Source organism: Nocardia cyriacigeorgica GUH-2 (genome assembly GCF_000284035.1).
In the GTDB taxonomy this organism is placed as follows: domain Bacteria; phylum Actinomycetota; class Actinomycetes; order Mycobacteriales; family Mycobacteriaceae; genus Nocardia; species Nocardia cyriacigeorgica_B.
This window is the reverse complement of sequence record NC_016887.1, coordinates 3,515,505-3,540,510: the sequence shown is the minus strand read 5'-3', so window position 1 is coordinate 3,540,510 and position 25,006 is coordinate 3,515,505. Positions and strand designations below refer to the sequence as shown.

24 protein-coding genes and 1 pseudogene are annotated in these 25,006 nt (G+C 68.6%); 13 read left to right on the top strand and 12 right to left on the bottom strand.

Annotation, left to right across the window (positions count from 1 at the left end):
- Positions 1-49: 49 nt before the first annotated feature.
- Entirely contained in the window at positions 50-469 is a 420-nt protein-coding gene (locus NOCYR_RS15855) for an ankyrin repeat domain-containing protein (RefSeq protein WP_014351403.1), read from the bottom strand.
- 393 nt (positions 470-862) lie between these two features.
- On the opposite strand from NOCYR_RS15855, the gene NOCYR_RS28470 reads away from it, so the two are divergent.
- The gene (locus tag NOCYR_RS28470; protein WP_148280663.1) at positions 863-1,087 is read left to right on the top strand and encodes a hypothetical protein; all 225 of its coding nucleotides are present in this window, start codon (positions 863-865) and stop codon (positions 1,085-1,087) included.
- Here NOCYR_RS28470 and NOCYR_RS15850 read toward each other — a convergent pair.
- Positions 1,007-1,426: pseudogene (locus NOCYR_RS15850) on the bottom strand (alpha/beta fold hydrolase); the annotation flags it as partial. The gene NOCYR_RS28470 and the pseudogene NOCYR_RS15850 overlap by 81 nt on opposite strands.
- 229 nt (positions 1,427-1,655) lie before the next feature.
- Here NOCYR_RS15850 and NOCYR_RS15845 point away from each other — a divergent pair.
- Entirely contained in the window at positions 1,656-3,356 is a 1,701-nt protein-coding gene (locus tag NOCYR_RS15845; protein ID WP_014351400.1) for an alpha/beta hydrolase, read from the top strand.
- Between the two features lie 10 nt (positions 3,357-3,366).
- Here the strand turns inward: NOCYR_RS15845 and NOCYR_RS15840 are convergent, their stop codons facing one another.
- A complete protein-coding gene (locus tag NOCYR_RS15840; RefSeq protein WP_048834202.1) occupies positions 3,367-4,476 on the bottom strand; it encodes a hypothetical protein in 1,110 nt (369 codons plus the stop codon).
- Between the two features lie 156 nt (positions 4,477-4,632).
- On the opposite strand from NOCYR_RS15840, the gene NOCYR_RS15835 reads away from it, so the two are divergent.
- A complete protein-coding gene (locus NOCYR_RS15835; protein WP_014351398.1) occupies positions 4,633-6,294 on the top strand; it encodes an alkaline phosphatase D family protein in 1,662 nt (553 codons plus the stop codon).
- A gap of 49 nt (positions 6,295-6,343) precedes the next feature.
- Here NOCYR_RS15835 and NOCYR_RS15830 read toward each other — a convergent pair whose 3' ends face one another.
- Complete coding sequence (locus tag NOCYR_RS15830) at positions 6,344-7,249, bottom strand: fructosamine kinase family protein (RefSeq protein WP_081505590.1); 906 nt, start codon at positions 7,247-7,249, stop codon at positions 6,344-6,346.
- On the opposite strand from NOCYR_RS15830, the gene NOCYR_RS15825 reads away from it, so the two are divergent.
- From NOCYR_RS15825 to NOCYR_RS15815, 3 genes are all read left to right on the top strand, one after another.
- Positions 7,181-8,260, top strand: a complete 1,080-nt coding sequence (locus NOCYR_RS15825) for a dihydrodipicolinate reductase (RefSeq protein WP_014351396.1) — start codon at positions 7,181-7,183, stop codon at positions 8,258-8,260. The genes NOCYR_RS15830 and NOCYR_RS15825 overlap by 69 nt on opposite strands.
- Positions 8,257-8,754, top strand: a complete 498-nt coding sequence (locus NOCYR_RS15820) for a carboxymuconolactone decarboxylase family protein (protein WP_014351395.1) — start codon at positions 8,257-8,259, stop codon at positions 8,752-8,754. Before NOCYR_RS15825 ends, NOCYR_RS15820 begins: the two co-directional genes overlap by 4 nt.
- A gap of 224 nt (positions 8,755-8,978) precedes the next feature.
- Entirely contained in the window at positions 8,979-10,715 is a 1,737-nt protein-coding gene (locus tag NOCYR_RS15815) for a BCCT family transporter (RefSeq protein ID WP_048833437.1), read from the top strand.
- A gap of 21 nt (positions 10,716-10,736) precedes the next feature.
- Here NOCYR_RS15815 and NOCYR_RS15810 read toward each other — a convergent pair whose 3' ends face one another.
- Positions 10,737-12,707 carry a heavy metal translocating P-type ATPase gene (locus tag NOCYR_RS15810; RefSeq protein ID WP_048833436.1) on the bottom strand — a complete coding sequence of 657 codons (1,971 nt, stop codon included), beginning with the start codon at positions 12,705-12,707 and terminating at the stop codon, positions 10,737-10,739.
- A 91-nt stretch (positions 12,708-12,798) separates the two neighbouring features.
- Between NOCYR_RS15810 and NOCYR_RS15805 the strand changes: the two genes are divergently transcribed.
- Complete coding sequence (locus NOCYR_RS15805; RefSeq protein WP_048834201.1) at positions 12,799-13,158, top strand: ArsR/SmtB family transcription factor; 360 nt, start codon at positions 12,799-12,801, stop codon at positions 13,156-13,158.
- A gap of 59 nt (positions 13,159-13,217) precedes the next feature.
- On the opposite strand, the gene NOCYR_RS15800 is transcribed toward NOCYR_RS15805, so the two are convergent.
- The 4 genes from NOCYR_RS15800 to NOCYR_RS15785 form a co-directional block, all read right to left on the bottom strand.
- On the bottom strand, positions 13,218-13,799 hold the full coding sequence (locus NOCYR_RS15800; RefSeq protein ID WP_014351391.1) for a TerD family protein: 582 nt from the start codon (positions 13,797-13,799) through the stop codon (positions 13,218-13,220).
- A gap of 86 nt (positions 13,800-13,885) precedes the next feature.
- Positions 13,886-14,725, bottom strand: coding sequence for an SAM-dependent methyltransferase (locus NOCYR_RS15795; protein ID WP_014351390.1), 840 nt, complete (start codon positions 14,723-14,725; stop codon positions 13,886-13,888).
- A 143-nt stretch (positions 14,726-14,868) separates the two neighbouring features.
- Positions 14,869-15,348 carry a hypothetical protein gene (locus NOCYR_RS15790; RefSeq protein ID WP_014351389.1) on the bottom strand — a complete coding sequence of 160 codons (480 nt, stop codon included), beginning with the start codon at positions 15,346-15,348 and terminating at the stop codon, positions 14,869-14,871.
- 48 nt (positions 15,349-15,396) lie between these two features.
- Positions 15,397-16,236: an SAM-dependent methyltransferase gene (locus tag NOCYR_RS15785; RefSeq protein WP_014351388.1), complete on the bottom strand. Its 840-nt coding sequence runs from the start codon at positions 16,234-16,236 to the stop codon at positions 15,397-15,399.
- A gap of 355 nt (positions 16,237-16,591) precedes the next feature.
- Here NOCYR_RS15785 and NOCYR_RS15780 point away from each other — a divergent pair, with 355 nt between their 5' ends.
- Entirely contained in the window at positions 16,592-17,488 is an 897-nt protein-coding gene (locus NOCYR_RS15780; RefSeq protein WP_014351387.1) for a helix-turn-helix domain-containing protein, read from the top strand.
- Between the two features lie 12 nt (positions 17,489-17,500).
- Here the strand turns inward: NOCYR_RS15780 and NOCYR_RS15775 are convergent, their stop codons facing one another.
- Entirely contained in the window at positions 17,501-18,250 is a 750-nt protein-coding gene (locus tag NOCYR_RS15775; protein WP_014351386.1) for a TetR/AcrR family transcriptional regulator, read from the bottom strand.
- Between the two features lie 54 nt (positions 18,251-18,304).
- On the opposite strand from NOCYR_RS15775, the gene NOCYR_RS15770 reads away from it, so the two are divergent.
- Both NOCYR_RS15770 and NOCYR_RS15765 read left to right on the top strand, forming a co-directional pair.
- Positions 18,305-19,762: an MFS transporter gene (locus NOCYR_RS15770; RefSeq protein ID WP_048833435.1), complete on the top strand. Its 1,458-nt coding sequence runs from the start codon at positions 18,305-18,307 to the stop codon at positions 19,760-19,762.
- Between the two features lie 154 nt (positions 19,763-19,916).
- A complete protein-coding gene (locus tag NOCYR_RS15765; RefSeq protein WP_014351384.1) occupies positions 19,917-20,654 on the top strand; it encodes a GntR family transcriptional regulator in 738 nt (245 codons plus the stop codon).
- 16 nt (positions 20,655-20,670) lie between these two features.
- Here the strand turns inward: NOCYR_RS15765 and NOCYR_RS15760 are convergent, their stop codons facing one another.
- Positions 20,671-21,135: a PTS sugar transporter subunit IIA gene (locus NOCYR_RS15760; RefSeq protein ID WP_014351383.1), complete on the bottom strand. Its 465-nt coding sequence runs from the start codon at positions 21,133-21,135 to the stop codon at positions 20,671-20,673.
- A gap of 2 nt (positions 21,136-21,137) precedes the next feature.
- Entirely contained in the window at positions 21,138-21,368 is a 231-nt protein-coding gene (locus NOCYR_RS15755) for a glucose PTS transporter subunit EIIB (protein WP_014351382.1), read from the bottom strand.
- A gap of 218 nt (positions 21,369-21,586) precedes the next feature.
- On the opposite strand from NOCYR_RS15755, the gene NOCYR_RS15750 reads away from it, so the two are divergent.
- The 3 genes from NOCYR_RS15750 to nagB are packed head-to-tail and all read left to right on the top strand — an operon-like array spanning position 21,587 to position 24,854.
- Positions 21,587-22,873 (top strand): PTS transporter subunit EIIC, encoded by a 1,287-nt coding sequence (locus tag NOCYR_RS15750; protein WP_014351381.1) that lies wholly within the window; start codon positions 21,587-21,589, stop codon positions 22,871-22,873.
- 20 nt (positions 22,874-22,893) lie between these two features.
- Positions 22,894-24,087 (top strand): N-acetylglucosamine-6-phosphate deacetylase, encoded by a 1,194-nt coding sequence (locus NOCYR_RS15745; protein WP_048834200.1) that lies wholly within the window; start codon positions 22,894-22,896, stop codon positions 24,085-24,087.
- Complete coding sequence (gene nagB, locus NOCYR_RS15740; RefSeq protein WP_048833433.1) at positions 24,075-24,854, top strand: glucosamine-6-phosphate deaminase; 780 nt, start codon at positions 24,075-24,077, stop codon at positions 24,852-24,854. The genes NOCYR_RS15745 and nagB overlap by 13 nt, the downstream gene beginning before the upstream one ends.
- The last annotated feature ends 152 nt before the right edge of the window (positions 24,855-25,006 follow it).

Here is a 25,006-nt window from a genome sequence, read left to right as displayed (position 1 = left end):
CCGTCAGCAGCGGTGTGCCGGATTCTTTCCAGGTCGCGTCGTACTGAAGTCAGGCGAAGAGTTCGAGCAGTTCGGTCTTGCCGAACATGGTCGCGGCCTCGCGCGCCGAGGGCGTGCCCGCGTCCGGGTCGGCGCCCGCGGCCAGCAGATCCCGCACGATCTCGGTCTCGCCCTTGAACACCACACCGGCCAGCGGGGTCTGGCCGCGGTCGTTGGCGCGGTCGGGGTCGGCGCCGCGGGCCAGCAGCACGCCGACCACGTCACGATGGCCGTGGTAGGCGGCGAGCATGAGCAGGGTGTCACCGCGATCGTTGGTGAGATTCACCGGCACGCCCGCGTCGAGGTAGGCGGCCAGCTGGTCGGCGCCGCCGGTGCGGGCCAGGGTGAATACCGCGGTGGCCAACTCGACCAGGTCGGGGTCGATCGCCGGGTCGCCGGATTCGGGGGCAGAGCCGTTGTCCGCAGTCACCGTTCCATTCCTACCAGGCCCGGCGGACAGATCCGGACAGGCCGACGGCCTCCGGCGCGGGGCCGGAGGCCGTTGCCACGCGTCACTGGATGATCGCGCAGCCCTCTCCGGCCGAAATCGAGCAGACCAGCCAGGACAGCGCCATCAGAATGGCCTGGATCGGATTCGACGGGACGACGGTCGGAGCAACCATGGCGGAACCTCTTATGTGTCGGGTGCGGAATCTGTGACCCCCACTGACTACAGCGTGTGGGCAACCGAGGCTGTTACGCCGACCGTGATAGGCCCCCTGACATGGGTTTGTGCCGGTGGTGGACGCGTCGTTGCCCGATTCCCGGGGTGCCCACCGGTCATACTGGGGCGGATATCCCGCTCGGGTAGATGGGAGTGGTCATGAACACCACGGAGAAGCGCTCGTTGTTGCAGCGGGTCTCGCCCACTCAATGGCTGGCATTGGTGCTGACGATCCTGGCCGTCGTCTTCATCTTGCAGAATCGCACCAAGGTGTCGATCGACATCCTGGCCATCACCATCACCTCACCCATGTGGGTGGCGCTGCTGGCGCTGTTCCTCGTGGGCTGGGCCGCCGGCGTGCTCACCATGCGCCGTCGCCGCTGAGGCGGCCTCGATGTGGTCGAGGACGGCGGCCAGTACGGCGTCGGGGGCCTCGAGATGCGGCCAGTGGGCGATGGCGTCGGGCAGCATCACCACATCGGGTTCCGGGATCAGCTCGCGGTAGCGCTCGGCCATATGCCTGCCCGAATTCGGGTCGGCCGGCCCGTTGATCAACCGCATCGGCACCGTGGTCTCGCGCATGGCGCGCACCCAGCGGTTGCGGTGGGTGAGCCGATCGCGCACGAACCGGCCCACCAGATGGGTGACGCGGGCGCCGTCGTTGTAGTGCATGATCTGGTCGAACTGGTCGAGCAGCCGGGGGCTCGGTTTGGTGTGCGGGCCGATTTCGAAGCCGAGGAAGTCGAAATACTGTCCGCCGTCTTTCCATTCGCGCAGTTGTGCGTCCATGACTCCACCCTCGTAGCCGGATGAGCGCCCACGCACCGAGCCCGCACCCGCGGTGCCGACATGACGGCGGCGAGCGCCGATGAGCGCACCTTTCGCGCCGATGTGAACCATACTGTGGTCGAACTGTCGGCGGTGGTCGACTCCGCTGTGAACGAGGTGCGCAGTGGCGACAACCGCGACCGAGACGAAGCACGACGCTGCGGACTCCGCGCAGGCGACGGCACCGCCGAAGCCCGGCAGCGCGTGGGTGCGGCTGGAATTCGGCGGCCTGGTCGGCGCGCTGGTGCTGATCTGGCTGTCGCTGACGCCCTCGCTGCTGCCACGCGATGCCCTGTTCCAGGGTGTGGTGACCGGCGCGGCCGCCGCCGTCGGCTACGGGCTGGGCGTGCTGGTGGCCGCGATCATCCGGTGGATGCTGCACCGTGAGCAGCCCCGCCCGGCCCGGGCGCTGACCTGGTGGGTGCTGGCCGGGATCGCGGTGGTCGGCACGGTGCTCATGCTGATCTGGTTCGCGGGCTGGCAGGACGAATTGCGCACGCTGATGGGTGTTTCCGGGCTGTCGATCTGGTCGTATCCGATCATTGTGGTGGTCGCGGTGGTGGTGTTCGCCATCCTGGTCGCGCTGACGCGTGCGGTGATCGCGGTGACGCGCTGGGTGGCGCGGCTGCTGACCAAGGTGCTGCCCGCGCGGGTCGCCGTGGTGGCCGGCGGCGTGCTGGTGGCGATCGCCCTGGTGGCGGTGCTCGACGGCGTGGTGGCCAATGGCGCGATGTCGGTGCTCAACAACACCTTCGCCGCGGTCAACCAGGAGACCGATGCCGATAATCCGGCGCCCACCGTGCCCGAACGTTCCGGCGGGCCGGGGTCGCTGGTGACCTGGGATTCGCTGGGCCGGCAGGGCCGCATCTTCGTCGGCAACGGGCCGACCGTCGAGCAGCTCACCGAGTTCAACGGCCGCCCGGCGATGATGCCGATCCGCACCTACACCGGGCTGGCCTCGGCCGAAACCGTGCGCGCGGAGGCGGAATTGGCGGTGGCCGAACTCGATCGGGCCGGCGGCTTCGACCGTGCCGTCATCGGCGTGGCCACCACCACCGGCACCGGCTGGATCAATCAGTCCACGGCCTCGGCGCTGGAGTACCTGTACAACGGCGATACCGCGCTGGTGAGCATGCAGTACTCGTACCTGCCGAGCTGGCTGTCGTTCCTGGTGGACCAGGAGCGGGCGCGGCAGGCCGGGCAGGCGCTGTTCGAGGCGGTGTACGCGAAGTGGTCGACGCTGCCCGAGAACGATCGCCCGAAACTGGTGGTGTTCGGCGAGAGCCTGGGGTCGTTCGGCGGTAAGGCCGCCTTCTCCGGTATCCAGGATCTGACCGCGCGCACCGACGGCGCCCTGTTCGTCGGGCCGACCAGCAACAACGTCGTCTGGGGTGAGGTGACCGCGCGTCGCGATCCCGGTACGCCGCAGGTGCTGCCGGTCTTCCAGGACGGCCGCACGGTGCGGTTTGTGGCCCGCCCCGCCGACCTGGAGCGGCCGACGCCGGACTGGCCGGGACCGCGGGTGGTGTATTTGCAGCACGGCTCCGATCCGATCACCTGGTGGACCCCGGGTCTGGCGCTGCGCGAACCCGATTGGCTGCGCGAACCCCGCGCCGACGACGTCCTCGACAGCACCCGCTGGATCCCGATCGTCACCTTCCTGCAGGTCTCGGCGGATATGGCGGTCTCCACCAACGTCCCCGACGGCTACGGCCACACCTTCCACGCGGCCATCGCCGACTCATGGGCGGCCATCCTGCAACCGCCGGACTGGACCCCGGCCGACACCGAACGCCTGCGCGCGGTGCTGACCGGCGCCAACTGATCCGCCGCGGCTACGCCGCGTACCGGAAGATGCCCGCGATCTGCGCGCCACCGGGCATGTCCGCGGCGCGCACCGCGAGCACCCGGCCGCCCGACAGCAGCACCCGGCGGCAGATCTCGTCGAGAATGCCGGGCGCTTCGGTGTCGGACGGCGCGTCGAAGGTGACCGCGCCGTCGTCGGGGGAGATGGTGCCGGGCACCGCGGCGTCGATATCGACGAGCAGGGTATCCACGTTGCCGAAGGTGGCCGCGCGCGCCAGGTCGGCGATATCGGTGCTCGCACGGCCCTCGCTGCGGCGCTTGTCCAGCAGCCCCGCCAGTTCGGCCAGCTGCGCGACATAGTGGCGGTCCAGGATCTCCCGGGACCGATCGGCCAGCTCCTGATCCGACAGATGCTCGGGGTTGCCGGGAATGCTCTCGTCGAGTAGGCCGTCGTAGCTGTTCACCGAGCGGTAGAGCGAATCGGTGGGTTCGGCGGCGGCCAGGATCAGCGGTACGTCGCGACCGGACAGGATGGTGCGCAGCTCGGCGTCGATGGCGCGCGAGTACTGGCGCACCCGCATCTTGCTGCCCTCATCGCCCTGTACGCGGCGTTTGGGCGCACGATCGCTGAGGGAGGCCTTGCGTGCGTAATCGGCCGCGCTCGACGGCAGATTCGCGAGCTTGACCTCCTGGGCGGGGCGGTCGGCGCTGACCTGGACCAGGCGCACCGAGCCCTCGGCCAGGGCGAGCACAAACGCCGACTGCGGGAAGGTGATCGTGCGCAGCAGCGGTTTCAGATAGAAGCGCTCGCCCACGGTTTCGGCGGCGCCGAGCTGATTCGGCACCCGGTAGGTGCGGATCCGGGACGGCGTGGCATGCACGATCAGGGTGCGGGACTGGTAGCGCCAGAACTCCTCGTCGTCGATGAGATCGTCGAATTCTTCTTCCAGCGCCGCGCGGGCGTCGGCGTCGGTGACCAGGTCGAGCACGGTGCGCGCCTGGTTGGAGAAGGCGATGCGGTTCTGGTCGGGGGTGGCGGTGTCGGCTTCGGTGGGCGTGTAGATCGACACGCACCACGGATCGGTGGCGGCGGCGAGCGCCTGCACCTCGCCGCGAGTCGGGATGTCGGTATGCAGCATGATCGCCTCCAGGTGTCCGGTCGGATCTTGCGCGCGCACGAGCATCGAACGCTGTGGCCGAATTACATCACAGGGGCGGCGAAAGTTTGCCCGATGTCATCGCCGGCTTCACCGTACGGGTCAGTGGCTGTCGACCTGGCGCGCCCACCATGACTCATGGGCCTGTCGCGTCGGCAGCTGTTGCGGTTCGGTGGCGTGGCGTCGGCCGCCGCGCTGGCGGGAAGTTGCGCGGTCTCCGGCGCCCGGTATCGGGCTCCGCGCTGGACCGGCGATCCCTTCACTCTCGGCGTCGCCTCCGGTGAGCCGACCGCCGACGGGGTGGTGCTGTGGACTCGGCTGGCGCCGGACCCGTTCGCTCCCGATGGTCTCGGCGGCATGCCCGCCCACCCGGTGACCGTCGACTATGAAATCGCCCATGACGAGCAGTTCCGGCAGGTGGTGCGCCGCGGCTCGGCGGTGGCCGATCGAGCGCTGGGCCACAGCGTGCATCCCGAGATCGGCGGGCTGCAACCGCAGCGGTGGTACTACTACCGGTTCCGGGCGGGTTCGGCGCTGTCGCCGGTGGGCCGCACCCGCACCGCACCGCGGCCCGGTACGGGTTCGCGCCTGCGCTTCGCCTACGCCTCCTGTCAGGCCTGGAACGACGGCCATTACACCGCCTACCGGCATCTGGCCGAGGAAGACCTCGATCTGGTGGTGCATTTGGGCGACTACATCTACGAATATCCGCTGACCGGCGGCCGTCGCGGCGTGCGGGTGCCCTCGCCGCTGCGCCATGAAGCCCGCGACCTGGCCGGCTACCGACTGCACTACGCGTGGTTCAAATCCGAGGAGCCGTTGCGCCGGGCGCATGCGGCGTTCCCGTGGCTGGTGACAATGGACGATCACGAGGTCGACGACGACTGGGCCGCCGACGCCGTCGCCTCGACCGTCGATATCGACGCCCTGCGCGCTGTGTTCCTGCGCCGTCGGGCTGCTGCCTTCCAAGCGATGTACGAACACCAGCCGCTGCGCCTCGGGCAGTTGCCGTCGGGCCCGAATATGCGCCTGCATCGCTGCTTCCGGTTCGGCGACCTCGCCGAGATCACCCTGCTCGACACCCGCCAGTACCGCACCCGGCAGGCCTGCGGCGGCGAGATCGTCACCGGATGCGCGCCGGCCACGAATGTGGATCGCACCATTCTCGGTGGCGCGCAACGACAGTGGTTGCTCAACGGTTTCGCGCAGTCGCCCGCGCGCTGGCAGATCCTCGGCAACCAGGTGGTGATGGGCCGCACCGACCACGATCCCGGCCCGGAGGTGGCGATCTCCACCGACGCCTGGGACGGGTACGCGAGCGAACGTGCCGCGATCCTCGGTGCCGCCGCCGACCGGTCGGTGCGCAATCTCGTGGTGCTCACCGGCGACCGGCACGAGAACTACGCCGCCGACCTGCGCCGCGATGTCGCCGACAGCGAATCCGCAGTGGTGGCGGCCGAATTCACCGGCACCTCGATCACCAGCGGCGGCGACGGCGTCGACCTGCCCGGCCGCGGACGGGACCTGCTGGCGGCCAATCCGGATCTGAAGTTCTACAACGCCCAGCGCGGCTACGTGCGGGTGGAGGTCGATCACCAGTTGTGGCGCACCGATTTCCGGGTGGTGCCGTTTGTCGAGCGGCCCGGCGCGCCGGTTCACACCCGAGCGAGTTTCGTCGTCCAGGACGGTGTGCCCGGTGTGGTGGAGGCGTCCCGGTGGGATCGGCCCGCGACCGTGGAGCCCACCGATCGCGTCGAGCACGCCGCCGCACCGCCGCTCGGCTCCGACGACGATCGGTGATCATCTCGCGAGGAGCGGCGTATAGACGGTCGTCGCCGACGCAGACCGCTCACAGCCGCAACGTATCCACCGCCGCCTGATGCAGCGCCTGCCCATAGCCGGGCCCGTACCCGGCCGCATGCACGGCCAGCGGATGCAGTTGATGCAACGGCACCCGGGCCCGCCAGCCGTCGGCCAATCGGTGTCGCGACTGGTATCCGTCGATGATCTGCTCGAAGTAGGGGCAACCGAACAGGTCCAGCATCGCCAGATCGGTCTCCCGGTGCCCGCCGTGCGCGGCCGGATCGATCAGCACCGCCTGCGCACCGGTCCACACCACATTGCCGTTCCACAGATCGCCGTGGATCCGTGACGGTGCTTCGCCATCGTCGAAACGGCCCTCGGCGACGACGGCGCAGGCCCGCTCGATGACGGCGCGCTGCGAGCGATCCACACTGCCGGCGTCATAGGCGATGGCGAGGAACGGCAGCACCCGTTCGGTGACGTAGAACTCGCCCCAGCGATCGTGCTCGACACTGCTCATCGGCCGCTTGCCGATGAAGATCTGTCCGGTGAAACCGGCGGGCGGACAACCGAATCCGGCGCCTTCGGTGCCGGCGTCGTGCATCCGCGCCAACGCCTCGCCGAGCCGGCGCGCGCTGTCTGCCGAGGCCCGCCCGTGCGGCAGTCGGGCCAATTCGATGTGCGCGCGGTCCACCGAGAGCACCTCGACCACCGGTGCTCCCGCTGCGCCGAGCCAGCGCAGTCCCGCCGCCTCGGCCGGATAGAAGTCGGGGTGGGTACCGGAATCGGCCTTGCGAAAGGTGGTCACGACCGCCACCGTACGACCGGCTGTCGCTGCCCGGAAACACCCTCCCGCCAACCAAGCACTTGCTAGACTCGCCCGATGATCTCCACAGCGGTGTGGGGCACCGGAAACGTCGGCCGCGCGGCCATCCGTGCCGTCGCGGCGCATCCCGGGCTGGAACTCACCGACGTCATCGTCCATGATCCCGCCAAGGCCGGCCGCGACGCAGGCGCGCTGGCCGGTCTGGACCACGAGCTCGGCGTCGCCGCCACCACCGACGTGGGCGCTGTCCTCGCCGCACGGCCTCGCGCGGTGGTCTACGCCGCCTCCGGTGACGTCCGCCCCGATGACGCCCTCGCCGATATCGTCGCCGCGATCGCGGCGGGCGCGGTGGTCGTCACCCCGGCCCTCTACGCCTTCTACGACGCCCGCAACGCGCCCGCCGATCAGCGCGAGAAGGTCCTCGCCGCGATCGATTCCGGCGGCGGGTCGCTGTTCGTCTCCGGCGTGGACCCGGGCTGGGGCAACGATGTGCTGCCGCTGCTGATGAGCGGGCTCGGCACCGTCGTCGAGGCCATCCGCTGCCAGGAGATCTTCGACTACTCCAGCTACGACCAGCCCGATTCGGTGCGCTACCTGGTCGGGATGGGCCAGCCGATGGACTACGCACCACCCATGGTGGCTCCGGGCGTGCCGACGATGGTGTGGGGCGGCCAGATTCGGCTCATGGCCCGCGCGCTGGGCGTCGAACTCGACGAGATCCGCGAAACCCTGGCGCGGCGGGAACTGGAGACCACGGTCGATACGGCGTCGATGGGGGAGTTCGCGGCGGGCACCCAGGGCGCGTTGCGCTTCGAGGTGCAGGGCATCGTCGCGGGGGAGCCGGTCATCGTCATCGAACACATCACTCGCATCCACCCGAGCTGTGCGCCGGACTGGCCCGCACCGCCGAACGGCACCGGCGCGCACCGGGTGATCGTGGCGGGTCGCCCGCGTCTCGAGGTCACCGTCGAGGCCACCGATGAGGGCGGCAACTACGCCGCAGGCGGCAACGCGACCGCGGTCGGGCGGCTGGTCGGTGCCATCGACTGGCTCACCGAGGCGCCGCCCGGGCTCTACGACGCGCTCGACGTCCCGCTGCGACCGGCGGTGGGCAGGCTGGGAAGGAACCGGGCATGAGAATCGACATTCCGGAGGGTAAGGACCCGATCGGCTACGTCTGGGGTGAGATGGTGCCCGGCATCGGCGTCGCCGCATCGAACTACTCGCTCGCGGTGTACTCCCACTCCACCCTGGGCCTCGCCGAATTCGAGGCCGCACGACTGCGCATCGCCCAGATCAACGGCTGCCTGTTCTGCCTGGACTGGCGCACCGAACGCGACGGTGAGAAGGTCGACCCCGGTTTCCTCGACGCCGTCGCCGACTGGCGCGACACCGACGCCTTCGACGAGCGCACCCGGCTGGCCGCCGAATACGCCGAACGCTATGCCCTCGACCACCACAACCTCGACGACGAGTTCTGGGGCCGGATGTCGGCCTGCTACAGCCAGAAAGAGATCGTCGAGCTGAGCATGAGCATCGGATCCTGGCTGGCCTTCGGCCGGCTCAATCACGTGCTCGGACTCGACGCGGTCTGCGTGCTGCCCGGCCACTCCGGCACTGCCACATCCTGATCCGCTGAGGTTTGCTCGCGGTGCGCGCGGGGTACCGGAATATCGGCCCCGCGACCGGACTGGCTCAACCGCCGCAGTGGGTCCGAACGTGCTGGATGAGCTGCGCAGACCGTGTCCGCGGTGGTGTCGTGCGTCACCGCGTCGGCGTTACGCTGTACGGTTGCTGCGGGAAGAGAACTACCGCCGACCAGCGGTCGTTCGCGATCTGAAAGGACTCCGATTCAATGTCGATCGGCGCCGACAGAAATTCCCGGGACACCGACGCGACGGTGCACCGGGTTGCTGGCAGATCACCGGCGAAACCAGGGCTCGACCGTCTCGTCTTCGGCGTCACGGCGATCGGATCACTGGCCTTCGTGGCCTGGGGCATCATCGACCGCTCCAGCTTGGCCACGGCGGCGGGCAATGCGCAATCCTGGGTCATCAGCAACACCGGATGGCTGTTCGTGTTGATCGCGACGGTCTTCGTGGTGTACGTGATCTGGCTGGCCGCAAGCAGATACGGCAAGATCCCGCTCGGCGCCGACGGCGAGAAACCCGAATTCCGCACCGTCTCCTGGATCGCGATGATGTTCAGCGCCGGCATGGGCATCGGATTGATGTTCTGGGGCGTGGCCGAACCGCTGTCGCACTTCGTGAATCCGCCACCGGGCACGGCCGAACCGGGCAGCCCCGAGGCCTCCGAGGTCGCGATGGCGACCACGCTGTTCCACTGGACGCTGCACCCCTGGGCGATCTACGCCGTGGCCGGATTGGCCATCGCCTACAGCACCTTCCGCCGCGGCCGCTCCCAGCTGATCTCCTCGGTGTTCCGTCCGATCCTGGGCCGCAAGGCCGACGGGCTCGGCGGCCAGGCCATCAACATGATGGCCATCTTCGCGACGCTGTTCGGGTCCGCGGCCTCGCTCGGGCTGGGCGCGTTGCAGATCGGCGCAGGCATGGAGTTCAACGGCTGGATCGACGCCATCGGCAAGGTCGGCCTGGTCGCCATCATCTGCGGCCTGACCATCGCCTTCATCTTCTCCGCCGTCTCGGGTATCGATCGCGGCATCCAGTGGCTGTCCAACATCAACATGGTGCTGGCGCTGGCGGTGGCGGCGTTCGTGTTCATCGCCGGGCCCACCCTGGTGATGCTGAACTTCCTGCCCGCCGCCATCGGCGATTACATCGCCATGCTGCCGACCATGGCCTCGCGCACCGGGGTGGCCGGCGGGGAGGCGATGGAGACCTGGCTGTCGACCTGGACCATCTTCTACTGGGCCTGGTGGATTTCCTGGACCCCCTTCGTCGGCATGTTCATCGCGCGCATCAGCCGCGGCCGCACCATCCGCCAGTTCGTCACCGGTGTGCTGCTGGTGCCGAGCGTGGTGAGCCTGGTGTGGTTCGTCATCTTCGGCGGCGCGGGCATCCGGCAGCAGAGCGAGACCGGCGACCTGACCGAGGCCGACGGCTCGGTGAACGAGAACTTCGCGCTGTTCCATCTGCTGGATCACTATCCGCTGGCCTCGTTCACCGCGGGCCTGGTCATGGTGCTGGTGGCGATCTTCTTCGTCTCCGGCGCCGATGCGGCCTCGATCGTGATGGGCACCCTGTCGGAGAAGGGCAGCATCGAACCGTCGAAGCCCACCGTCATCTTCTGGGGTTCGGCCACGGGAGCGGTTGCGGCGATCATGCTCGTCATCGCCGATCCCAAGGATCTGGGCGGTGCGCTGACCGGCTTGCAAGCGCTCACCACCGTGGTGTCGCTGCCGTTCATGGTGGTGATGGGGTTCATGTGCGTGTCGCTGTACCGCGATCTGCGCGCCGATCCGATCATCCAGCGCGAGGATCTGGGTGTGCAGCTGGTGGTCGACGCGGTGGTGCAGGGCACCGAACGCCACGATGGCGAATTCGAATTGGTGACCGAAGCCGTCGTGGTGGACGAACCCGACGATTCGCCGGAAGACCGCACGGCCAGCTGAGCGCCACGGCCCGGTGACGTTTCACGCGTCGCCGGGCCGCAGCGCGTCGCGCCACGCGCGGTCGGCGAGCAGCCGCATGCCGTTCAATCCGACGATCACCGTCGACCCCTCGTGGCCGGCGACGCCCAGCGGCAGCGGCAGCGTGCCGACCAGATCCCACGTGACCAGGGCGACGATGAACGTTGCCGCGATGGTCAGATTCGCCACCACGATGCGCCGGGCCCGCCGCGACAGCCGGACGACGGCGGCAACCGTGCCGAGGTCGTCACGGACGACGACAGCGTCGGCGGCATCGACGGCCAGATCGGAACCGCTGCGGCCCATGGCGATTCCGACATGCGCGGCCGCCAGCGCGGGCGCATCGTTGACCCCGTCACCGACCACGGCGACGCGACGCCCGGCCCCGACGAGTTCGCGCACCGCCGCCACCTTGTCCTCGGGCAGCACACCCGCCCGCACATCGGTGATGCCGAGCGTCCCGGCCAGCGCGGCCGCGGCACGCGGATTGTCGCCGGTCAGCAGGACCGGGGTGGTGCCGGTGAGGGTGGTCAGATCGGCGACGGCCTGCGCCGCGGCCGGGCGCGGCCGGTCGGTCGCCGTGAGCACACCGGCGGGACGGCCGTCGACGAGTACCACCACCGCGGTCGCGCCGGTCGATTCCGCCTCGGCGACAACGGCTCTCGCGGTGGAGTCGGCAGCCGGTGCCAGGAGCGCGGCGGGGCTGCCGACCTCGATCACCCGGCCGTCGATCGTGGCACGCACACCCCGGCCCGGCCGCGAGTCGAACTCGGTGGCCTCCGGCAGCGGCAGATCACGGTCCCTGGCTGCGGTGACGATGGCGGCGGCGAGAGGATGTTCGCTGTGGCGTTCGGCGGCCGCGGCGAACGCGAGTACGGCGTCGGCGTCGAGCTCGCCTGGCAGCGCCTGCGTCGCGGTGACCTGCGGGCGGCCCTCGGTGAGGGTGCCGGTCTTGTCGAAGGCGACCGCGTCGACGGTCCCGAGCCGCTCCATCACCACCGCCGATTTCACCAGCACGCCATGCCTGCTCGCGTTCGCCATCGCGGCCAGCAGCGGCGGCATGGTCGCCAGCACGATCGCGCACGGCGAGGCGACGATCATGAACGTCATCGCCCGCAGCAGCGCGGGCTGCAACGCCGAGCCCGCGGCCAGTGGGATGAACAGCACGGCGAGCGTGGCAATCACGACGCCGGTGGAGTACCACTGCTCCACCCGCTCGATGAACAGCTGGGTCTTGGCCTTGGTTTCGGAGGCCTCGGCCACCATGGCCGCGATGCGCGCGATCACCGTGTCGGCGGCCGCCCGCCGCACCCGCACCCGGAGAGTGCCGGTGCCGTTGATGGCGCCGGCGAAGACCTCATCACCGGGCCCGGCCGCCACCGGCAGCGGTTCGCCGGTGATCGAGGCCTGGTCGACGTCACTGCGCCCGGATTCGACCACGCCGTCGCCACCGATCCGCTCACCCGGGCGCACCACGATCAGCCGGCCGACCTCGAGGGTGCGCGCGTCCACCACCCGCTCGGTGCCGTCGTCGTCGACGACGGTGGCGCGATCGGGGGCCAGGTCGAGCAGTCCGCGCACCGCCTCGGCCGTGCGGTGGGTCAGCACCGCTTCCAGCGCACCCGAGGTCGCGAAGATCACGATCAGCAGCCCGCCGTCGACGATCTGCCCGATCGCGGCGGCGCCGAGCGCCGCGACGATCATCAGCAGATCCACATCGAGGGTCCGATCACGCAGCGCGCGTAGCCCTTCCAGCGCCGGCTCCCACCCGCCGGTGAGGTAACAGCCCGCCATCAGCGTCCACACCAGCCACGCGGGTGCACCGGCCCACTGCGCCGAAACGCCGGTGACGAACAGCGCCGTGGCCGCGATCGCCCAGCGCACCTCGGGCAGCGCCCAGGCGGTCCGGCGATCCGCACGCCGCGGCGCGGACTGCGCGGCGTCCGCCCGATCCAGCATTGGGGAAGAAACCATCGGAGAACGCTCCGTTCGAGATCGGGCTGGCATAGGACTACAGGAATACATGTACATGTCTTCATGTAATCCCGCAAGGTACAGTGATCTCGTGGGACACGGAGTCGAGGGCAGAACTACGCCGCCCGCTCAGCTGGACGCCGACTCGGCGGCCACGGTGGCAGCGACTCTGCAGGCCCTGGCCACCCCCAGCCGGCTACGGATTCTCACCCGGCTGCGGCACGGCCCGTGCTCGGTGGGGGATCTGGTGGACGCGGTCGAGATGGAGCAGTCGGCGGTCTCGCATCAACTACGGCTGTTGCGCGCGATGGGGCTGGTCACCGGTTCGCGGCAGGGTAGGAGCGTCATCTACCGGCTCTACGACTCGCATGTGGCGATGTTGCTGGACGAAGCCGTGTATCACATCGAGCATCTCGGGCTCGGCATCGCCGACGAGGGCGAGACGGCCTAGCGTCCCGCGCGGCGGACGGAGTGTGGCGGAAGCCGAAAGCACTCCGCCACACTCGCCGATCACTGCATGGCGAATCGCAACAGGGCCTGCTTGTCGCCCTGCTTGATCTTGCCCTTGCGGTTGAGCACTTCCAGCTGCCAGCTCGCACCGGAGCGGAACGCCCGCGCCACCGCGTTGGCGTTGTCGGAACCGAGCAGCGACGGCCAGATATCGGCGACCTGCTGCGAGTCGCCACCGGTCGCGTCGTAGACCTTGAACGAGATGTTGTTCGCCTTGTCGAACGAGCTGCCCTTCTTGAAGGCCGCCGCGACGAAGATGATCGAGTCGATGGCGTCGGGCACATCGGCGAAGGTGACCTGCACGGTCTCGTCGTCGCCGGAGGCGGCGCCGGTCTGTTCGTCACCGCTGTGCGCCACCGCGCCGTTGCCGAGCGGGTCGAGCGAATCCAGGCCGGCGAAGCGCACCGGCTCGGCCCCCTGCATGAGAATCGCGATCAGGTCCAGGTCGACGCCGCGCTTGCGGCGAGCCCAGCCGAGCGCGCCGCCGCTGGCACCCGCCGACGGGTCCCAGCTCACCCCGACACTCAGTTTGGTGATGCCGCTCAGGTCCGCGGCACCGTCTTCTTTCTTGAGCGTGATCATGGGCCTCAGCGTACCCACGAACGAGTCCGCGGGCAGGGCAGCGGGTTCCGCGACGACGGCCGCGGAACCCGCTGTGACCGTGCGGCTCAGCGCTTGCGGCCGACTCCGCCGAGCATCACCCGCTCCTCCGGGAACGGCTCGCGGATCGGCGGGCCCATCGGCCACCACTGCTCGAGTTCGACCAGACCCGGCTCGATCATCTCGAGATCGTGGAAGTAGGCGGCGATTTCCTCTTTCGTGCGGTACCAGCCGGAACCGAGGCCCATCTCGGTGAACTGACGTTGCAGGCGCAGGGCGAGATCGGCGAGTTCGGAGCCATCGTTCGGGTTCCAGAAATGCGTGATGGCCACGTACGAACCCGACGGCAGCGCGTCGATGTACTGGCGCATGATCCCGACCGGGTCGAGATCGTCGTCGACGTGATGCAGGATGCCGCACAGGATCAGGCCCAGCGGGCGCTCGAGATCCAGGTGCCCGGTGACCTCGTCGTCTTTGAGCAGCGTATCGGGCTGGGTCAGATCCGCCGGAACGAAATGGGTGTACTCGTTCTGCTCGAGTAGCACCCGGCCGTGCGCGTTGCACACCGGATCGTTGTCGACGTAGACGACGGTCGCCTCGGGATTCTGGCTCTGGGCGATCTCGTGGGTGTTGCCCACCGTGGGCAGACCCGCACCGATGTCGAGGAATTGGTCGATGCCGACGGTGCCGGCGAGGTAGCGGGTGACCCGGTGCAGCCAGCGCCGGTTCATCTTCGACACATCGCGCTGGCGCGGGGCGGCTTGCAGGATCATGTCGAACGCGGCGCGGTCGACGTCGTAGTTGTCTTTGCCACCCAGGCTCACGTCGTAGACGCGCGCGATGCTCGCTCGGGTGGTGTCCACACCGACCGGAACGCGAACACCGGTCTGGGGAGCGGGTTGGGACATCGGGTACCTCTCTTGTACTTTCACTGTGATCCGGCTCACTCAGCGTAGGGGTCGATGAGCTTCCCGGCAATGGGTCCGGATGCTTTCGGGCGGCGCAGGATTCACGCGCTGTCCGGCAACCGGGCGAAACAGCGCGCCGCGGATCAGGCCGAGACGCGGTCGAGCCGGCGACCGGGCAGCCAACCGGCGCCGACGTGGGTGACCCGCCACCAGTCGACGTGCACCAGCAGCGCTTCCACCGGGGTGGCGAAGAACGGCTCGATCATCGGCTCCTTCTGCACCAGCGCCTGGAAGGTCTCCTCGCGGTCGGCCGGATCGCGCACCTCGACGGTGGCCAGGCCTTGCGCGAAGGGATCGGTGAAGCCGCCGCTGACCACCTTGATGCCGACATTCGGGTTGGCGCGCAAGGCCTCCAGCGTGCGTCCACCCGATTCCAGGATGAGGGTGAGGCGGAACGGGTCGTCGTCGAGGTGGGCGAAGAACGCGCTCGAGCACCAGTTCACGCCGTCCTTGGAGGTGGCGAGGTCGATGCTGGTGGTGGCGAGGATGCCGGTGAGCTTGTTCCGGACGTCCTGCTCGGTGATCTCGGCATTGCCGGTGGTGGTGTCGGCGTCGGCTGACATTGCGACCTCCTGTGGTTGTGCGGATGAAACGAAAAACGGTGGAACGCCTCAGGCGGGTGCCGGTTTACGGCCCACGCCGCCGATGATCAGGTACTCGTCCGGCACGCGTTCACGGTCGTCGGGGCCCCACGGCCACCAGTCGTCGAGCGGGACCAGTCCGGGTTCGAGCAGCTCGAGCCCGTCGAAGAACGGCATCAGCTCCTCGCGGGTGCGCCAGCGGCCGGTGCCGAGGCCCTCGTCGTGCAGGGCGCGTTCGGCGCGGCGAGCCAGCTGGTGCAGCTGTTCGTCCTCGCTGCCGGGGTCGAAGAAATGGCTGATCATGACGTAGGAGCCGGGAGCGAGGCGGTCGATGTACTCGGCCATGATGCCTGCCGGATCGCGGTCGTCGTCGACGTGATGCAATGTGCCGCACTGCATCATCAGCAGCGGCTTGTCCAGGTCCAGGTATTGGTTGACCGCCGGATGGCCGAGGACCTCGGCGGGCTGGGTGAGGTCGAGATCGAGGAAGTGGGTGTATTCGTTGGCCTCGAGCAGTTCCTTGCCGCGCCGCACGCACACCGGGTCGTTGTCGACGTAGACGACCATGACCTCCGCGCCCAGCTCCTGGGCGATCTCATGGGTGTTCTTCTGGGTCGGTAGCCCGCTGCCGAGATCGAGGATCTGGGTGATGCCCGCTTGACTGGTCAGGTAGCGCACCACACGCTCGAGCCAGCGCCGGTTCGCCACGCCGACCGCGTTCTGGTTGGGCACCACGGTGAGTAGGTGTTCGTAGACTTTGCGATCGACCTCGAACCAATCCGTGCCGCCCAGTCCGTAGTCGTAGACGCGGGCAATGCTCGGCGTGTCAGGGTCGACACGCCCACCGAGACCATCGTCGTCCATCGGCATCATGGGGCTCCTCTCCCATCGGCTCCCATGTCTGTGACTCTACGCACCCCGCGTACACCGCGCGCGGGATCGAGAAGAAGTTATGCCCTTGTCCCGCTGTGAAATCCACGCAAACCGGCCGACGGTGCGGCAATCGGACACACCCGGCGCTTGCATTGCCGAATTCGACGACCGACCAGTCTGTGCGGGCGCCCGCCTGCCGCTTCGCGTCGACGTCCGCAGCGATGATCGCCGACGGGTAACGGGCTCCGGTGGTTTGGCTATAGGAGCGAGTAGGATCTGCAACCGACGCGGTGAAGCCGGTGGGTGTGACCGGGCAGATCGCGGTCTATCCACTATCGGCCAGAGGCGGTCCATGACCAACGACCAGGACAACAGCGACAACGTGGAACTGCTTGTGGCAGAACGTGGTCCGACGGTGATCCGGATCGCGCTCGGCAGCAGGTTGCGCCGGCTGCGGGAGAGTTGCGGTATCACCCGCGAAGCGGCCGGGGACGCGATTCGCGGTTCGCACGCCAAGATCAGCCGTCTGGAACTGGGCCGCACCGGCTTCAAGGAACGCGATATCCGGGATTTGCTCACCCTCTACGGCGTCACCGACGACGACAAGCGCGAGCCCTACCTGGACATGGCCCGCAAGGCCAACGATCCGGGCTGGTGGCAGAGCTACAGCGACCTACTACCCGCGTGGTTCGAGACCTATGTCGGTCTCGAACAGGCCGCCACCACCATCCGTACCTATGAGGCGCAGTTCATTCCGGGCCTGTTGCAGACCGCCGACTACGCTCGCTCGGTCATCATGCTCGGCAACGACGATGAAACCGAACGCCGGGTCGACGTGCGCATGCGAAGGCAGCAGATCTTGCATCGCCGGTCGGCGCCCACTCTGTGGGCGGTCATCGACGAGAACGCGTTGCGCAGGCCCGTCGGCGGTATCACGGTGCTGCGCGAGCAGATCCAGCACCTGATCGACATCTCCGAGAAGTCCAATGTGCGTATCCAGGTGCTGCCGTACTCGGCCGGTGGCCATCCCGCGGCCGGCGGGCCATTCAGCATCCTGCGGTTCCCGGAACCCGAACTTCCCGACATCGTCTACACCGAGCAGCTGACCAGCTCGATGTATATGGAGAAGCGCCACGATGTGGAGCTGTACATGTCGGTGATGAATCAGCTCAGCGTGCAGTCGCTCTCACCCGCCGACAGCTTGCAGTTCCTGACCACGGTGCGCGACGAATACGCCGACGAGGACTGACACGCACACCGATCAGCCGCGGGCTTCGGAGTGGCCGGTGTCCAGCGGTGATTCGGCGCCCGACCCGCCGCGCAGGCGCACCTCGAGCCCGTCGAGGACCGAGATGAGGCCGAAGTCGAAGGCGATCGCGCGGGCGACGGCAGGATCGGCAGGCACCGTGTCGCGGTAATCGTCGAGCAGGTCGGGGAACTCGGCAGCGTGGGCCTCGATCACCGGGAACACGGCCTCGGGATCGATATTGGCGTCGCCGTAGGCGTTGTTCCAGGCCAGCAGGGGCAGCACCTGGCCGAGGACGAAGGAGAACAGCGTTCCGGTGGCCATATACACGTCGTTGCCGTGGAAGCCCGCGCCGACGAATGTGCGGCGCAGTTTTTCGGTCAGCCGCAGTGAATTGGGGCCGATGCTGGGCTTGTGGCCGATCAGGTTGGCGGCCCAGGCATGGCTGATCATGGTGTCGCGCAGGTTGTAGGCAAAGGCGGTGGCCACCGCGCGCCAGGAGTTCTGTTCCGGTTCGGGGACGTCCACCATGCCCCAGAACTCGTCGAGCACCAGCTCCAACAGCTCGTCCTTGTTCGCGACGTACCAGTAGAGGCTGGTCGCGCCTGCGTCCAGGCGCGCGCCGAGCTTGCGCATGCTCAGCGCGCCCATGCCCTCGGTATCGAGGATCGCCACGGCGGCCCGCACGATCTGTTCGCGGCCGAGCCCGGAGCCCTTGGGCTGGCGCGGCTCGCGGCTCCATACCGACTTGAACTGCTTGGTCACCGCCTCATTCTAAACGCGCTCGCACACTGTGCGACTTTATCGTACGCTGTGCGAGTGGAATCGAACGTTGTACGAGATCCCCGGCGCTGGTTGATCCTGGGGGTTCTGTGTCTGTCCTTGTTGGTGCTGATGATCGACGGCACGGTGTTGAACCTCGCGATCCCGTCGCTGATCCGCGAGCTCGGCGCCACCCCGTCGGATGTGCAGTGGATTCTGGACGCCTACGTCCTGGTCTTCGCCGGTCTACTGCTCACCGCGGGCAGCCTGTCGGACCGGTTCGGGCGGCGCCGGATGCTGATCCTCGGGCTCGCCGTGTTCGGGGTGGCGTCGCTGGCGGCGGTGCTGGCCACCGAGCCGTGGCAGGTGATCGGGGCCCGCGCCGCGATGGGTGTGGGCGGCTCGCTGCTCATGCCGTCGACGCTGTCGATCCTGATGACGACCTTCGAGCAGGATGAGCGGCGCCTGGCGATGGCCGCGTGGACGACGGTGTCGATGGTCGGCATCGTGGCCGGTCCGACGCTGGGCGGATTCCTGCTCGAACACTATTGGTGGGGTTCGGTGTTCCTGATCAATATTCCGGTGGCGATCCTGGCGATCGCGGCGGCGCTGGTGCTGATGCCGGAGACGACGGGGGAGCAGCGGCCGGTCGACCTAATCGGCGTGGGTCTGTCGATCCTGGCGCTGGTTTCGGCGGTGTATGTGATCATCGAGCGCGAATGGAACCTGCCGGTGATCGGCCTTGCGGTGGTGTCGGCGGTCGCGTTCGTGGTGTGGGAGAGCCGCTCGGAGCATCCGATGCTGCCGCTGGCGGTGTTCCGCAATCGCGATTTCACCGGCACCTGCCTGACCTTGCTGCTGATGGTCTTCGGGATGGGCGCGATCATGTTCATGCTCACCCAGTATTTGCAGTTCGTGCTGGGCTACGGGCCGATGAAGGCCGGACTCGCGCTGCTGCCGTACGCGGTGGCCGCGGCGGTGTGCAACGGGCTCGGCGCCACGCTCGGAAAGAAGCTGAGCAACAAGACTCTCATCGTCAGCGGTCTGCTGGTGATGGGTGTGGCGTTCGTGGTGCTGGCGATGGGCACCGGGTACGGCGCGGTGCTGGTGAGCATGCTGATCATGGGTATCGGTGGTGGTCTGGCCGGCCCGTCGGCGTATGCGGCCATCATGAGCGCCATTCCGCTCGAACACGCGGGTGTGGGTTCGGCGATGAACGACACCTTGCAGCAGGTCGGCATGGCGATCAGTATCGCGGTGCTCGGCAGCGTGCTCGCCGAGGTGTTCACCGCGAACATGCCCGCCGAGGCGCCGACGGCCGCGCGCGAATCCATCGGCGCCGCATTCGAACTCGGGTATACCGAGCCGGCCAAGGTGGCCTTCACCGAGGCGATGTCGACCGGTGCGTGGATCAGCGCGGGCTTCAGCGTCGCGGCCGCGGTGCTCGGGCTGGTGCTGCTGCGGGCCCGGCCACCGCAGGCCGTGGTGCCGGAGCCGGTGGCGGTGCAGAGCTGACCGAAGGCGGGTGCGTGAGACGGTCTCGCGCACCCGCCGCCGCCGTGGACTGTCCGGGCAGGGGAGTACCCTCGGCATCGCACCGGACCGGACCGGTCGGGACCTTCGGTCCGGTGCGAGAACAGAGCCTCCGGTCCCCGGCGAAGGAGCCGCTGTGATGCCTGCGCCGCTGCGTGACAGCGCGATCCCCAAACATGAACAGTTGCGCGCCATCCTGTTGCACAAATGCACCCGCGAACTCCAGCCGGGCGATCTGCTGACCAGCGAGCGCAACCTGATGCAGGACTATGGCGTCAGCCGGATCACCGTGCGCGAGGCGATCGGCCAGCTGGTCAACGAGGGCCATCTGGTGCGGGTGCGCGGGAAGGGGACCTTCGTCGCCCATCGTCCGGTGCAGTCGCGGCTGCATCTGGCCTCGTTCACCGAGGAGATGCGCGCCCAGGGGCACCAGCCGACAACGGTCGTATTGATCGCCGAGGAGGCCACCGCTCCCGCGGCGTCCGCTCGTGCACTCGGATTGGACGAGGGCGCCCGGGCCTATCACATCAAGCGGCTACGTCTGGCCGATGGCGAACCGGTGAGCGTGGACGACGGCTGGTTCCACCCCGGACTGCTGCCCGGGCTGATCGAGGTGGATCTGACCGCCTCCATCTACCAGACCTGTGCCGACCGCTACGGCCGCCCGATCGAACGCGCCACGCAGACCGTCGACGCCACCGCTGCCGACGCGGGAATCGCCGCTTTGCTCGGCGTGAAGAAGAACGCGCCGGTGCTGCATTTCGACCGGACCTCGTTCAGCGGCGGCACCGCGGTGGAGCATACGCACAGTTGGTACCGCTCCGACCGCTATCGAGTGCAGATGGAAGTCGGGCAGGAACCCACCGCGCGCTGACCGTGCACCGAGCAGGTCAGCGCGGTGCGGAGGTCCAATCGAACAGTGCCGCACCGATTTCGACGTCGGTGCCGACGCCGGCCTGGTCGACCGAATCGCGCGGCGAATCCATCACCACGATCGGGCAGACCGCCGAATACCCGGTGGCGTCGATATCGGCCGGATCGAACCGCACGATCGGGGTACCGGAATCGACGACCGCACCCTCCGCGGCCAGCAGCGTGAACCCGGCGCCGGCGAGCTTGACCGTGTCGATGCCCAGATGCGTGAGCACGCCGACACCGCCCGCACCGAGGATGACGAACGCGTGCGGATGCAGCTTGACGATCGTGCCCGCGATCGGTGCCACCACCTCGAGGGACCCGCGATCGCGGGCCGGGTCGATGGCCACGCCGGAACCCACCAGTTGGCCGGCGAAGACCGGATCGGGCACGTCGGCCAGGGCGAGGACCCGCCCGGGCAGGGGTGCCAGGATCGGCACCGTCACAGCAGGTCCTCGATGTCCTCGGCGAGGGTGTCGGCCTCCGGGCCCACCACGACCTGTACGACCGAGCCGGACATCAGGACGCCGTGTGCCCCGGCTGCTTTGAGCGCGGCCTCGTCGACCAGGGCACCGTCCTTGACCTCGGTGCGCAGCCGGGTGATGCAGGCTTCGATCTCGACGATATTGCCGGCGCCACCGAGGCCGCTGACGATCGCGTCCGCCTTGGACATAAGTTCTCCCTCGATGGGTCATCCGCCGTGCCGGTGGGTGTTACCTGGATCATAGGTGCCGGTTGACAGCGGGCGCCCACCTGGTCAAACTGGCAACTAGTTATGACCGGACAGTACCCGTCGGGTAGTCCGCTCACAACGGTTTCGACCGGATCCCGCGACGGTGGCTCCGGTGGCTCTCCCCGCGACCGCCGTGTTCGCTGACGAAGAAGGTCGATATGACTGCCGTGGACAGCCCGAAGAAGGAATCGGCGACGTTCGCCGGATTGCAGCGGCTCGGGCGCAGTCTGATGTTGCCGATCGCGGTACTGCCCGCCGCGGGCATTCTGCTGCGCCTCGGACAGGACGATCTGCTGGGCCGGTTCTCGGCGCTGTCGAGTGCGGCGAGCGTCATCTCGGCTGCGGGGCAGGCTGTATTCACCTGGCTGCCATTGATTTTCGCGGTCGGTATCGCGATCGGGTGGGCGAAGAAGTCCGATGGCTCGACCGCGCTGGCGGCCGTCGTCGGCTACCTGGTGGTCGACGGGGTATTCGAGGCGATGTCGCCGATCGTGCTGGCGGGGGAGACCGACCCGAAGGGCGGCCAGGCGATGATCGACTACGGCGTGCTGGCCGGCATCGTGATGGGCCTGCTCTCGGCGCTGCTGTGGCAACGGTTCTATCGCACGAAATTGCCCGACTACCTGGGATTCTTCAATGGACGGCGGCTGGTGCCGATCCTCACCGCCGTCACCGGGCTGGTGGTCGGCGTGCTGATGGCGTTCGCCTATCCGCTGTTCAATTCCGGCCTGACCTGGGTGGGTGAGACCGTGGCCGAGCACTCCGTGCTGGGCGGCGGGATCTACGGCACCGCCAACCGCCTGCTGATTCCGACCGGGCTGCACCACATCCTCAACACCACGCTGTGGTTCCTGATCGGCGACTACGAGAACGCACAGGGCCAGATCGTGCGCGGCGACCTCAACCGCTTCTTCGCCGGCGACCCGACCGCCGGCACCTTCATGACCGGCTTCTTCCCGATCATGATGTTCGCCCTCCCCGCGGCGGCGCTGGCCATCTGGCGCCATGCGCGTCCCTCGCAGAAGAAGCTCGTCGGCGGGATCATGCTCTCCACCGCGCTGACCGCGTTCGTCACCGGCATCACCGAACCGCTGGAATTCTCCTTCATGTTCGTGGCGTGGCCGCTCTACATCGTGCACGCGATCCTCACCGGCACCTCGCACGCGCTGGTCAACGCCCTCGGCATCCACGACGGATTCACCTTCTCGGCCGGATTCATCGACTACGCCCTGAACTTCGGCAAAGCCACCGACGCGTGGCTGCTGATCCCGATCGGACTCGGCTACGCGCTCATCTACTACCTGCTGTTCAGCTTCGTGATCAAGAAATGGAATCTGCGCACCCCGGGCCGGGAACCGGAGACCGACGCCGAGGTCACCGCGGGCGACACGCCGTCGGCGCCGGAGGTCGACGGCAATTCCGGGACGAAGACCGAGGATCGGTGATCGTGGCCGAAGGCCCGCCGATCCTGCTGCGCGGACGGGTCGTCGGCGCCGGAGCCGGGGTCGGTGGCGAGATCGCCGACGGTGTTGTCGAATTCGCCGGTCCGTTCATCTCCTGGGTAGGTCCGGCGGCGCGGTATCCGGACCGCACCCTGCTGCCGCCGCCCGGCGATACCGTCCTGCTGCCCGGCCTGATCGACCTGCATTGTCACGGCGGCGCGGGCGCCGGTTTTCCCGAGACCGATGCCGCCGGAGCCCGGCACGCCGTCGCCCATCATCGTGCGCACGGAACCACGGGGATGCTGGGCAGTCTGGTGTCGGCGCCGTCGGCCGATCTGCTGCGGCAAGCGGGCGTGCTGGCCGATCTGGTGGAGCGCGGGGACCTGCTCGGCATCCATCTGGAAGGCCCATTCCTGAGCCGAGTCCGCTGCGGCGCCCAGGATCCGGCCGCGATCGTGGCGGGCGATCCGGAACTGTTCGAGCGGATCTGCCTGGCCGCGCGCGGCACCGTGCGATCGATGACGGTGGCACCGGAGACCGCGAACTTCAGCGCCCTGGTCGCAGCGATGCGCGCACACGGGGTGCTGCCCAGCCTCGGGCACACCGACGCCGACGCCGCCACCACCTCGGCCGCCATCGCCGAAGCCGCAGCCCCGTTGACCGCGACCCACCTGTTCAACGGCATGCCGCCGCTGCATCATCGCTCACCCGGCCCGGTCGCGGCCTGTCTGGCCGCCGCCGGACGCGGCGAGCTGGTCGTCGAATTGATCGCCGACGGTGTGCATCTGGCACCCGACACCGTCGCGATGGTCTTCGATACCGTCGGCCCCGAGCGGATCGCCCTGGTCAGCGACGCGATGGCTGCCGCGGGAATGAGCGACGGAGACTACCGGCTCGGACCACTGCGGGTGCGCGTGGAGCAGGCGGTGGCGCGGGTGGTCACCGCCGACGGCGCCGTCGGTCCGATCGCGGGTGGTACCGCGCGGCTACTGGACGTGCTGCGCCATACCGTTGTCGGTGCCGGTGTCCAACTGCGGGATGCCGTGACCGCCGCGACCCGCACACCGGCCACGGTGCTCGGGCTCGATGCCGAACGCGGCACGCTCGCACCCGGTTACCGCGCCGACGTGCTCGTCACCGATCCCACCTTGCGCGTGCGCCAGGTATACACCGCGGGCGTGCGGGCCGATACGGAAGGAACCGCATGGAAATCGTGATCCGGGACGACGAGCAGCAGGTCGCCACGACCGTCGCCGACATCGTCGAGGGATATGTGCGCCGCGGCCCCGCCACCCTCGGCCTCGCCACCGGATCCTCACCATTGCCCAGTTACCGGGAACTGGCCCGGCGCCACCGCGAGCACGGCCTGGATTTCTCCGCCTGCCGGGCGTTCCTGCTCGACGAATACGTCGGCCTGCCGAAAACCCATCCGCAGTCGTACTTTTCGGTGATCCGCGCCGAATTCACCGACCAGGTGAACCTGGACCCGGAGCGGGTGTCCGGCCCCGACGGCGAAGCCGTCGACATCGCCGCCGAAGCGCAGCGCTACGACGCCGCCCTCGCCGCCTGCGGTGGCGTGGATGTGCAGCTGCTCGGCATCGGCACCGACGGGCACATCGCGTTCAACGAGCCCAGCTCGTCGCTGACCTCACGCACCCGGGTCAAGACCCTGACCGCACAGACCCGCAGCGACAACGCCCGCTTCTTCGACGGCCCGGGCGCGGTGCCGCGCCATGTGCTGACCCAGGGGCTCGGCACCATCGGCGAGGCCAGGCATCTGGTGCTGATCGCCGTCGGCGAGCGAAAGGCCGACGCCGTCGCGGCCGCGGTGGAAGGCCCGCTGACCGCGTTCTGCCCGGCCTCGGTCATCCAACTGCACCGCCATGCCACGGTCGTCATCGACGAGGCCGCCGCCGGCGGGCTGCGACTGGCGGACTACTACCGCTACGCGCTCGCCCACAAGCCGGCCTGGCAGAGCTTCTGATTCTCGGCATCGCCATCGCCGGGTGGACCGGAAGTGGCGCGCACGACGCGCGCGCGGCACACTCGACGCCGTGAAACGCATGTCATTCGCACGGTTGGGCCGCGATCGAGGTGATCGGCGGTGAACGCGCTCGCGCGCGGGGAGAACCGCCC